Here is a 10,989-nt window from a genome sequence, read left to right as displayed (position 1 = left end):
GTCTATGCCTCCAAAAATTTGTTAATCAGTATGTATCGCTGAAAAGTTAATCGTGTTCGAGTTCTATATCTATTCCCAATGCACGGATTTCTTTCAATAGTACGTTGAAAGATTCAGGCATTCCTGGATCCATGCGATGGTCTCCATCGACTATATTTTTGTAGATTTTTGTTCTACCTCCAACGTCATCTGATTTCACAGTCAACATTTCTTGTAATGTATATGCTGCACCATATGCTTCAAGCGCCCATACTTCCATCTCTCCAAAGCGTTGCCCCCCAAACTGTGCTTTACCGCCGAGAGGTTGTTGCGTTACTAAACTGTAGGAGCCAGTTGAGCGTGCATGCATTTTATCATCAACTAGATGGTTTAGCTTTAACATATACATGTATCCAACTGTTACAGGGTTATCAAATTGATTACCTGTTCTACCATCATATAAAATAGTTTTTCCATCAGGTGATAGATCAGCCAGTTGCAACATGCTTTTTATTTCTGCTTCAGAAGCACCATCAAATACAGGCGTAGCCATTGGAACACCAGCACGCAAATTATCCGCTAAGCGATATAACTCTTCATCGTTTAGACAATCCAGATTTACTCTTTGAATGCCATCGTGATTGTATATTTTAGTTAAGAAAGTCCTAATTTCAGTTGAACTTTGCTTTAAATCCAGCATTTGTGAAATTTTGTTTCCTAATCCTTTAGCAGCTAAACCAAGGTGAGTTTCTAGTACCTGGCCGATGTTCATACGTGAAGGTACACCTAATGGATTCAATACGATATCCACAGCTGTGCCGTCTTCCATATGTGGCATATCTTCGACTGGAACAACAATAGAGATAACACCCTTATTACCATGACGACCTGCCATTTTATCACCAGGTTGTATTCTTCGTTTAACAGCTAGATATACCTTAACAATTTTTAGTACACCAGGAGCTAAATCATCTCCTTGAATAATTTTCTTTCTGCTATCATTAAAGCGCTTTTCCATCTCTTTTGTCAGCATTTCAAGTTGCTTCGAAAGCTGTTCTAATTGCTGGCTTGAAGTATCATTTTCTAAACGTATATCAAACCATTTATCTCTAGTTATACTTTGTAAATATTCTTGTGTCACTTTTGAACCTGGCCTCAAGTTTCCTGGGCCACCAGTAGCAATCTTATCAAGAATAATATTTGATACACGATGATAAATATCTTCTTCACGAATACGTCGTTCATCAACAAGATCCTTACGAACTCGTGCAAGATGCTCTTCTTCAATGCTTTTTGCACGGGCATCCTTTTCCAATCCATCACGTGTAAATACTTGTACATCAATTACAGTACCGTTCATACCTGATGGTACTCGTAAAGACGAATCTTTAACATCAGATGCTTTTCACCAAAGATCGCCCGCAGTAATTTTTCTTCAGGAGTAAGCTGAGTTTCACCTTTAGGTGTTACCTTTCCTACTAATATATCTCCTGCATTAACTTCAGCACCGATGTATACAACACCAGATTCATCTAAACTTGAAAGAGCTGACTCACCCACATTAGGAATATCTGCAGTAATTTCCTCTGCCCCTAATTTAGTATCGCGCGCAATACAAGTTAACTCTTCTATATGAATTGTTGTAAAACGATCATCTTGAACAATACGCTCAGAAATAAGAATCGAATCTTCGAAGTTGTATCCATTCCATGGCATAAAGGCAACTAATAAATTTTGCCCTAGTGCCAGTTCACCCATATCAGTACAAGGACCATCAGCTAAAACATCGCCTCGTTGAATCATGTCACCAGTTTTCACAATTGGGCGCTGATTGATACAAGTATCTTGGTTTGAACGAAAGTATTTCGTTAAATTATAGATATCAACCCCTGTTTCACCAGCAGTCGTTTCGTCATCATTCACACGAACAACAATACGCGAGGCATCAACTAAATCGATTACTCCACCTCGCTTTGCTACTACAGAAACTCCTGAGTCTGATGCAACAATACGCTCCATACCAGTACCTACCAATGGTTTTTCAGAACGCAATGTAGGAACTGCCTGGCGTTGCATGTTTGATCCCATTAGGGCACGGTTGGCGTCATCGTGCTCTAAGAAGGGAATCAGGGAGGCCGCTACAGATACAATCTGTTTGGGCGAGATATCCATGTAGTTGATCTTATCCGGTGTTGTTAACGAGAATTCGTTTTGATGTCTACAAGGAACCAAATCCGCTAAAATATTTCCATCATCATCAAGAGCTACACTTGATTGAGCAATATATTGGTCAACTTCTTCGATAGCTGATAGATATTCAATTTCATCTGTGACTCGACCATCAACTACTTTTCTGCATGGAGTTTCGATAAAGCCATAATCATTTGTTCTTGCATATACAGATAAAGAGTTAATCAGCCCAATGTTTGGACCTTCAGGGGTTTCAATTGGACATACTCGTCCATAGTGTGTCGTATGGACGTCACGGACTTCAAAGCCAGCACGTTCACGTGTCAAACCGCCTGGTCCCAAAGCAGAGACTCTGCGTTTATGAGTTACCCCTGATAATGGGTTTACTTGATCCATAAATTGAGATAACTGACTTGAACCAAAAAATTCTTTAATCGCTGCTGAAACCGGTTTTGCATTTATTAAATCTTGTGGCATTAAATTTTCAGATTCAACTAAACTTAGTCGCTCTTTAACTGCTCTTTCAACACGAACAAGTCCAACCCTAAATTGATTTTCAGTCATTTCACCGACACTGCGAACTCTTCGGTTGCCAAGATGATCAATATCATCAACCATTCCAATGCCATTTCTGATGTCTATTAATGTCTTAATGACAGACATTATGTCTTCTTTCGTCAACGTGCCTGGACCATCATCATTTTTTCTACCAACACGACGATTAAACTTCATTCTACCTACTGCAGATAGATCATATCGCTCTTCTACAAAAAATAGATTTTTAAATAAGGCTTCTGCTGCTTCTTTTGTTGGAGGCTCTCCGGGGCGCATCATGCGATATATTTCTACAAGTGCTTCTAGTTGACTCGAAGTAGGATCAATTTTTACCGTGTCAGAAATGTAGGAACCATGATCTAAATCATTTGTATAGATCATATTAAATTCATGAATACCACTAGCAATCATTGCATCGAGCAAATCTTCTGTAACTTCATCATTTGCTTGTGCAACCAGCTCACCAGTTAAAGTATCAATAATGTTTTTTGCTAATATTTTGCCTATCAAATAATCTCTAGGCACTATTAAATCTTTCATCTGCGCCTTTTCCATCTGCTTGATGTGACGCGCAGTGATTCTTCTTCCTTGTTCAACAATAAGCTCACCAGTTCCTGGTACAAGAATATCGAATGATGCAATCTCACCACGTAGGCGCTGAGGAATTAGATCAATATGGTATTCTCCATTTTTAAGATGACAACTTGTCATTTCAAAAAATTCACCGAGAATATCTTCTGTTTCATATCCTAGTGCTCGTAACAAAATACTAACAGGTAGCTTACGTCTTCTATCAATACGAACATAGACACAATCCTTGGGATCGAACTCGAAGTCTAACCATGAACCTCTATATGGAATAATTCTTGCTGAATAGAGTAGTTTTCCGGATGAATGTGTTTTACCCTTATCATGTTCAAATATAACACCTGGTGAACGATGTAACTGTGAAACAACAACTCTTTCGGTACCGTTTATGACAAATGTCCCAACATCCGTCATTAATGGGATTTCACCCATAAATACATCTTGTTCTCTAATGTCTTTGATTGGCTTAGGATCTTCGCTTGCATCTTTATCAAGAATAACAAGTCTTATTTTAACCCTGAGTGGTGCAGAATAAGTTAACCCTCTTAATTTGCATTCGCGCACATCAAATGCTGGTTCACCAAGCTTATAGCCAACATATTCAAGTCTTGCATTGCCAGAAAAACTATCAATTGGGAACACAGAAGAAAATGCAGCATGCAATCCTGTATTAAAGTGTTCATTAGCTTTGCTATTGGCCTGAAGAAAATCCCTATAAGATTTTAATTGAATTTCAAGCAGATTTGGTATTGCCATTTTATCGGCCTGCTTACCAAAGCTTTTGCGAAATCGTTTTTTCTCAGCATGCGAATATTGAGGTTTAGCTTCTGCAACGGCCATGGTGTTTCCTCTGTAAATTATTGATGACTTCAAACACGTAAACCCAGCCATGAAAACATGGCTGGGTTCCTATCTCTTTGATATACTATATTATTTAACTTCTACTGAAGCACCAGCTTCTTCAAGTTCTTTCTTGATATTAGCAGCTTCATCTTTAGATACAGCTTCTTTAATTGTTGAAGGAGCACCTTCTACTAAATCTTTAGCTTCTTTTAAGCCAAGTCCAGTGATTCCGCGAACTGCTTTAATAACGTTTACTTTGTTTGCACCAAAGCTGGTCATAACAACTGTAAACTCAGTTTGTTCTTCAACAGCAGCAGCAGCAGCGGCAGGCGCAGCAACAGCAACAGCAGCAGCGGCAGCAGAAACATTAAATTTCTCTTCCATCGCTTCGATTAGTTCAACTACTTCCATAACAGACATGTTCGCTATGGTTTCTAAAATATCATTTTTTGACACAGCCATTACTAGCTCCTGATTTAAAATTAATTTATTGATTTAAAGAGATTTAACTTGCTTTCTTATCTTTTACTGCTGCTAAGGTTCTTACTAATTTAGCATGTGGCTCAGCAAGAGTTCTGACAAATTTTTCAACTGGCGCTTTCATCACATACATTAACTTGGCTATTGCTTCATCACGTGTTGGCAAGCTTGCAACAGCATCAATTTGATCTGCTGAATAAACTTTGCCTCCAACTGATAATGCTTTAACTTCAAGTTTTTCAAATGTCTTTGAAAACTCTTTAAGTAGTCTTGCCGCATCACTAGGAGCTTCTAATGACAAAGCAACAAACAACGGCCCTACCAGCAGGTCGTTTAAGCACTCAAATTCAGTGTTCTTAAATGCTCTTCTTGTTAAAGTATTTCTCACAACACGAAGATAAACACCTGACTTACGTGCTTCACTACGTAAATGCGTCATTTGATTAACAGTTAAACCTCGATAATCAGCAACTACTGCCGAAATAGCCTTTGAGGCGACCGCAGTCACTTCTTCAACAACAGCTTTTTTTGCAGCTAAATTTAATGTCACGTTACTGACCTCCTAATAGTTACAAATCACGAGGATTTGCCAGTTATGGTGGCCGTCTCTGTAAATTGGAGCCGGTTCACCGTCTGCGCAGGAAATTAAGCGATTGCACCTGCGGTCTTCGACGGCATGGAACCAAATCTATGCCGTGAATTCTTAAAATGGGTGGATATCTTACACAGGTATTGATGAAATATCAATAGACAAACCAGGTCCCATTGTCGTTGATAAAGAAATTTTCTTTAAATACTGCCCTTTTGATGAAGAAGGCTTTGCCTTTTTCAAGTCATTTATTAAGGCAACGATGTTCTCAATAATATCTTCAGCTGCAAAATCAACTTTTCCAACAGTACAATGAATAATACCATTTTTATCAGTTCTGTAGCGTACCTGACCTGACTTTGCATCTTTCACTGCAGCTTCAACATTCGTAGTTACGGTTCCAACTTTTGGATTTGGCATCAAACCTCTTGGACCTAAAACTTGTCCGAGCTGACCAACAATACGCATTGCATCTGGAGTTGCAATGACAACATCAAAGTCCATTGCCCCACCTTTAATTTTTTCAGCTAGATCTTCAAATCCAACTATGTCTGCACCAGCATCTTTTGCTTTAGTTGCATTATCACCTTGTGCAAAAACAGCAACACGGACAACTTTCCCTGTACCTTTGGGTAAATTAGTTGATGAACGCACTACTTGGTCTGATTTCCGAGGATCAACACCCAGGTTCACACTGATATCAAGGCTCTCACGGAATTTAGTTGATGCAAATTGTTTTAAAATTCCTATTGCGTCGTTTGCACTATACAAATGACCCGCCTTAACTACGTCTAAAATCTTTTTTTGCTTCTTAGATACTTTTGCCATGGCAACCCCCTATTCTAAACCTTCAACGTCAATACCCATACTGCGTGCTGTACCTGCAATGCATCTAACTGCTGCTGCTAGACTCGCTGCTGTTAAATCAGGTTCCTTAAGTTTTGCAATTTCTTCGAGTTGCTTGACGTTAAGTGTGGCCACTTTTTTCGTGTTGGGTGTGCCACTTCCGCTTTGAATACCTGCTGCTTTTTTCAAGAGAACTGAAGCAGGAGGTGTTTTTGTAACGAAAGTAAAACTGCGATCACTATATACCGTGATTACGACAGGAGTAGGTAAACCTTGCTCCATCTGTTGTGTCGCTGCATTGAAGGCTTTACAAAATTCCATAATGTTAACACCTCTTTGACCTAATGCTGGCCCTACAGGTGGACTTGGATTTGCTTTACCAGCTGGAATTTGTAACTTAATATAAGCTTCTACTTTTTTGCCATGATTACTCCTTACGGGTTAAGCGCTAGGCTTGGTGATTGCTTAAGCTCTAGCTCCCCTAACATATAACAGTTCACGATTAAATTATTATCTTTATTTATAAAGAGAGATTTAATCAGAACCCCTTAGCGAACTAAGTCTTCTCTACTTGACTAAATTCAAGTTCTACTGGAGTTGAGCGTCCAAAAATTAGAACTGCCACTCTCAATCTGCTTTTCTCATAATTAACTTCTTCAACAACTCCATTGAAGTCAACAAATGGACCTTCTTTTACTCGTACAACCTCTCCAGGCTCAAATAGAATTTTGGGTCTTGGCTTAGTTACTCCATCTTCTACTCGCTGCATAATTGCGCGAGCCTCTTTGTCTGTGATAGGCGTAGGAGTTTGACTTGTTCCACCAATGAATCCTAAAACTCTTGGTATCGCTCGTATCATATGCCAAGTTTGGTCATCCATTACCATGTTCACTAATACATAGCCTGGGAAAAATTTTCGTGTACTCTTGCGCTTTTGGCCTGAACGCATCTCAACAACTTCTTCTGAGGGTACAACAACTTCACCAATTCTATCTTCTAAATTATGATGCTTTGCGCGGGATATAATTTCACGCATAACAAAATTTTCATAGCCAGAATAGGCATGTACAACATACCATTGTTTGGATTTTTGCTCTTCCACCGAATCACCCTAAATGCGTTATTTTTGCGATAGCCCACATCATTATTGAGTCCACTCCCCAGAGTATAAATCCGGTTAATGTAACCATAACAATAACGATTGTTGTTGTTTGTACCGTTTCTTGACGTGTAGGCCAAACGACCTTCAACAGCTCAACTTTTGATTCTTGAGCAAAGTGATACACTTTTTTCCCTACAGAGGTTAGATAAGCCAAAAACATAGCTAATAAAAACCAAACAAGCCATATTATGGAAACTATAGGGCCTGATAAAGTGTAGTAATAAGTGCAAAAAAAGGCGGCTAAAGTTATAAAAACTATAGCGACCCAAGAGACTATATCTTTTGTATTACTTTGAGCTTCGTTCGAACTTTTCATATTCACTTGTTTGTTGGCAGGCCAGGAGGGAATCGAACCCCCAACCTGCGGTTTTGGAGACCGCCACTCTGCCAATTGAGCTACTGGCCTATATTTATTTGGCATGGACCATCATAGCACATGCCATAAAATTCACCTTATTACTCGATAATTTTAGCGACAACACCGGCGCCAACAGTGCGGCCACCTTCCCGAATTGCAAAACGTAAACCTTCATCCATCGCAATGGGTGCATGTAAATTTACAACCAACTGTACGTTATCTCCAGGCATTACCATTTCAACTCCAGATGGTAAATCACATGTTCCTGTTACGTCTGTTGTTCTAAAATAAAACTGTGGTCTATAGCCATTGAAAAACGGGGTATGTCGTCCACCTTCTTCTTTAGATAACACGTATACTTCCGCTTCGAACTTTGTATGAGGCTTAATTGTACCTGGTTTTGCTAACACTTGACCACGCTCAACTTCATCTCGTTTCGTTCCGCGCAATAGTATACCTACGTTATCACCAGCACGTCCTTCGTCTAACAACTTACGGAACATCTCAACGCCAGTACAGGTTGTCTTCGAAGTATCTCTAATTCCGACAATCTCGATCTCTTCACCAACCTTGATAATTCCGCTTTCGATACGTCCTGTTACTACTGTTCCTCGGCCAGATATTGAAAATACATCTTCAATCGGTAATAAGAACGATTTATCAATGTTTCGTACAGGCTCTGGAATATAGGAATCCATAGTTTCTACTAGCTTCTCAATCGCTGGCACTCCAATATCACTGGTATCACCTTCTAGTGCTTTTAATGCTGAACCCACAACAATTGGAATGTCATCACCAGGAAAATCATAGCTGCTTAACAGATCTCTGACTTCCATTTCAACAAGCTCTAATAACTCAGGGTCGTCAACCATATCCGCTTTGTTCATAAACACTACGATGTACGGCACGCCTACTTGTCGTGACAACAGGATATGTTCTCTTGTTTGTGGCATAGGACCATCAGCGGCTGATACTACCAGTATCGCTCCGTCCATTTGCGCAGCACCTGTAATCATGTTTTTTACATAGTCAGCGTGTCCTGGGCAATCCACATGCGCATAGTGTCTATTTGCTGATTCGTATTCAACGTGCGCTGTAGAAATTGTAATACCTCGCTCTCTTTCTTCTGGCGCAGCATCGATCTGATCGTATGCTTTTGCTATACCACCAAATTTCTTCGCCATAATCGTGGTAATCGCCGCTGTTAATGTGGTCTTACCGTGGTCTACGTGACCGATCGTTCCCACATTCACATGTGGTTTTTTACGTTCAAATTTTTCCTTCGCCATTGGAAAGTCTCCCCATTTGCTATTTTACGTTATGGTGCCCACAACTGGACTCGAACCAACGACCTCTTCCTTACCAAGGAAGTGCTCTACCGCCTGAGCTATGTGGGCCTTACATACTCGCTTGCTGACTATATGAGCAAGCAAATATTACTAATAATTTGGAGCGGGTGATGGGAATCGAACCCACGCTATCAGCTTGGAAGGCTGAAGTTCTACCATTGAACTACACCCGCTTATTTTCGTCCATTCTTAAAATGGTGGAGGGGGAAGGATTCGAACCTTCGAAGGCTGAGCCGTCAGATTTACAGTCTGATCCCTTTGACCGCTCGGGAACCCCTCCAAAAAGAACGTTATTGTCTTTTAAGATGAATAGAATGTCAACATTTTGTTAACGGTTAACCTCTTTAGATGGTGCCGGCACTAGGAATCGAACCCAGGACCTACTGATTACAAGTCAGTTGCTCTACCAACTGAGCTACGCCGGCATATACTTCTTATTTGCTTATATTCTAAGCATTATTGTGACTTTGGTTTTTATTTACTTAACCTGTCACTTTAAATAAAACCCTGGCGATGACCTACTTTCACATGAGGAAGCCTCACACTATCATTGGCGCATGTTCGTTTCACTTCTGAGTTCGAGATGGAATCAGGTGGTACCAAACCGCTATGGTCGCCAGGAAAACTGTTTTGAGTATCGTGCATTAGCCGCATGATACTCAGGTAAATAAAGAGAGTAACATTATATCTTATATTCAGCACAATCTGAAGTAACTCAGATTATATGGTCAAGACAATCAGCCAATTAGTACAAGTTAGCTTCACGCATTACTACGCTTCCACACCTTGCCTATCAACGTCGTAGTCTTCAACGGGCTTCAAGGGAAAACTCATCTTGAGGGAGGCTTCCCGCTTAGATGCTTTCAGCGGTTATCCCGTCCGAACTTAGCTACCCGGCAATGCCACTGGCGTGACAACCGGTACACCAGAGGTTCGTCCACTCCGGTCCTCTCGTACTAGGAGCAGCTCCTCTCAATTTTCCTACGCCCACGGCAGATAGGGACCGAACTGTCTCACGACGTTCTAAACCCAGCTCGCGTACCACTTTAAATGGCGAACAGCCATACCCTTGGGACCTGCTTCAGCCCCAGGATGTGATGAGCCGACATCGAGGTGCCAAACACCGCCGTCGATATGAACTCTTGGGCGGTATCAGCCTGTTATCCCCGGAGTACCTTTTATCCGTTGAGCGATGGCCCTTCCATACAGAACCACCGGATCACTAAGACCAACTTTCGTTCCTGCTCGAGCCGTCGCTCTCGCAGTCAAGCACCCTTATGCCTTTACACTCTTGGTACGATGTCCGACCGTACCGAGGGTACCTTTGTGCTCCTCCGTTACTCTTTGGGAGGAGACCGCCCCAGTCAAACTACCCATCATACACTGTCCTTATCCCAGATAATGGGACCAAGTTAGAACCTCAATAACAACAGGGTGGTATTTCAAGGTCGGCTCCATACCCACTAGCGTGGATACTTCATAGCCTCCCACCTATCCTACACAGTCATCATCAAAGTCCAGTGCAAAACTATAGTAAAGGTTCACGGGGTCTTTCCGTCTAGCCGCGGGTACACTGCATCTTCACAGCGATTTCAATTTCACTGAGTCTCGGGTGGAGACAGTGTGGCCATCGTTACGCCATTCGTGCAGGTCGGAACTTACCCGACAAGGAATTTCGCTACCTTAGGACCGTTATAGTTACGGCCGCCGTTTACCGGGGCTTCGATCAAGAGCTTCTCCGAAGATAACCCCATCAATTAACCTTCCGGCACCGGGCAGGCGTCACACCCTATACGTCTTCTTACGAATTTGCAGAGTGCTGTGTTTTTAATAAACAGTCGCAGCCACCTGGTCTCTGCGGCCCTCTTCAGCTCAGAAAGTAAATTCCTTCACCGAAAAGGGCGTACCTTCTCCCGAAGTTACGGTACCATTTTGCCTAGTTCCTTCACCCGAGTTCTCTCAAGCGCCTTAGTATTCTCTACCTGTCCACCTGTGTCGGTTTGCGGTACGGTTCTCTATAAGTTATGGCTAGCAGCTTTTCCTGGAAGCC

The 10,989-nt window shown here is 41.4% G+C and carries 7 protein-coding genes, 5 tRNA genes, 2 rRNA genes and 1 pseudogene (1 of these 15 only partly in view); all 15 read right to left on the bottom strand.

Annotated elements, in window-relative coordinates; translation table 11 throughout:
* Nucleotides 1-46: 46 nt before the first annotated feature.
* Nucleotides 47-4,152: pseudogene (gene rpoB, locus EL220_RS02260) on the bottom strand (DNA-directed RNA polymerase subunit beta).
* A 90-nt stretch (nucleotides 4,153-4,242) separates the two neighbouring features.
* Nucleotides 4,243-4,617 carry a 50S ribosomal protein L7/L12 gene (rplL, locus tag EL220_RS02255; RefSeq protein WP_004450483.1) on the bottom strand — a complete coding sequence of 125 codons (375 nt, stop codon included), beginning with the start codon at nucleotides 4,615-4,617 and terminating at the stop codon, nucleotides 4,243-4,245.
* A 43-nt stretch (nucleotides 4,618-4,660) separates the two neighbouring features.
* Nucleotides 4,661-5,185 (bottom strand): 50S ribosomal protein L10, encoded by a 525-nt coding sequence (gene rplJ, locus EL220_RS02250; RefSeq protein ID WP_027272358.1) that lies wholly within the window; start codon nucleotides 5,183-5,185, stop codon nucleotides 4,661-4,663.
* Nucleotides 5,186-5,356: 171 nt separating this feature from the next.
* A complete protein-coding gene (gene rplA / locus EL220_RS02245; RefSeq protein WP_004450487.1) occupies nucleotides 5,357-6,052 on the bottom strand; it encodes a 50S ribosomal protein L1 in 696 nt (231 codons plus the stop codon).
* A gap of 9 nt (nucleotides 6,053-6,061) precedes the next feature.
* On the bottom strand, nucleotides 6,062-6,472 hold the full coding sequence (rplK, locus tag EL220_RS02240; protein WP_128130810.1) for a 50S ribosomal protein L11: 411 nt from the start codon (nucleotides 6,470-6,472) through the stop codon (nucleotides 6,062-6,064).
* Between the two features lie 154 nt (nucleotides 6,473-6,626).
* Nucleotides 6,627-7,172, bottom strand: a complete 546-nt coding sequence (gene nusG, locus EL220_RS02235) for a transcription termination/antitermination protein NusG (RefSeq protein WP_027272359.1) — start codon at nucleotides 7,170-7,172, stop codon at nucleotides 6,627-6,629.
* A gap of 4 nt (nucleotides 7,173-7,176) precedes the next feature.
* Nucleotides 7,177-7,548: a preprotein translocase subunit SecE gene (gene secE, locus EL220_RS02230; RefSeq protein ID WP_027272360.1), complete on the bottom strand. Its 372-nt coding sequence runs from the start codon at nucleotides 7,546-7,548 to the stop codon at nucleotides 7,177-7,179.
* Between the two features lie 14 nt (nucleotides 7,549-7,562).
* Nucleotides 7,563-7,638 (bottom strand) — tRNA-Trp (locus EL220_RS02225).
* Nucleotides 7,639-7,688: 50 nt separating this feature from the next.
* A complete protein-coding gene (gene tuf / locus EL220_RS02220) occupies nucleotides 7,689-8,879 on the bottom strand; it encodes an elongation factor Tu (protein ID WP_058390692.1) in 1,191 nt (396 codons plus the stop codon).
* A 32-nt stretch (nucleotides 8,880-8,911) separates the two neighbouring features.
* Nucleotides 8,912-8,987: transfer RNA gene (locus EL220_RS02215), tRNA-Thr, on the bottom strand.
* Between the two features lie 51 nt (nucleotides 8,988-9,038).
* A tRNA-Gly gene (locus tag EL220_RS02210) sits at nucleotides 9,039-9,112 on the bottom strand.
* A gap of 22 nt (nucleotides 9,113-9,134) precedes the next feature.
* Nucleotides 9,135-9,219, bottom strand: a tRNA-Tyr gene (locus EL220_RS02205).
* Nucleotides 9,220-9,288: 69 nt separating this feature from the next.
* A tRNA-Thr gene (locus EL220_RS02200) sits at nucleotides 9,289-9,364 on the bottom strand.
* An 80-nt stretch (nucleotides 9,365-9,444) separates the two neighbouring features.
* Nucleotides 9,445-9,560: ribosomal RNA gene (gene rrf, locus EL220_RS02195) — 5S ribosomal RNA — on the bottom strand.
* 103 nt (nucleotides 9,561-9,663) lie between these two features.
* Nucleotides 9,664-10,989 (bottom strand): 23S ribosomal RNA (locus tag EL220_RS02190); it runs 1,571 nt beyond the window's last position.

The organism is Legionella sainthelensi, assembly GCF_900637685.1.
GTDB classification, from domain to species: domain Bacteria; phylum Pseudomonadota; class Gammaproteobacteria; order Legionellales; family Legionellaceae; genus Legionella; species Legionella sainthelensi.
This window is presented reverse-complemented; position numbering and strand designations above follow the sequence as displayed.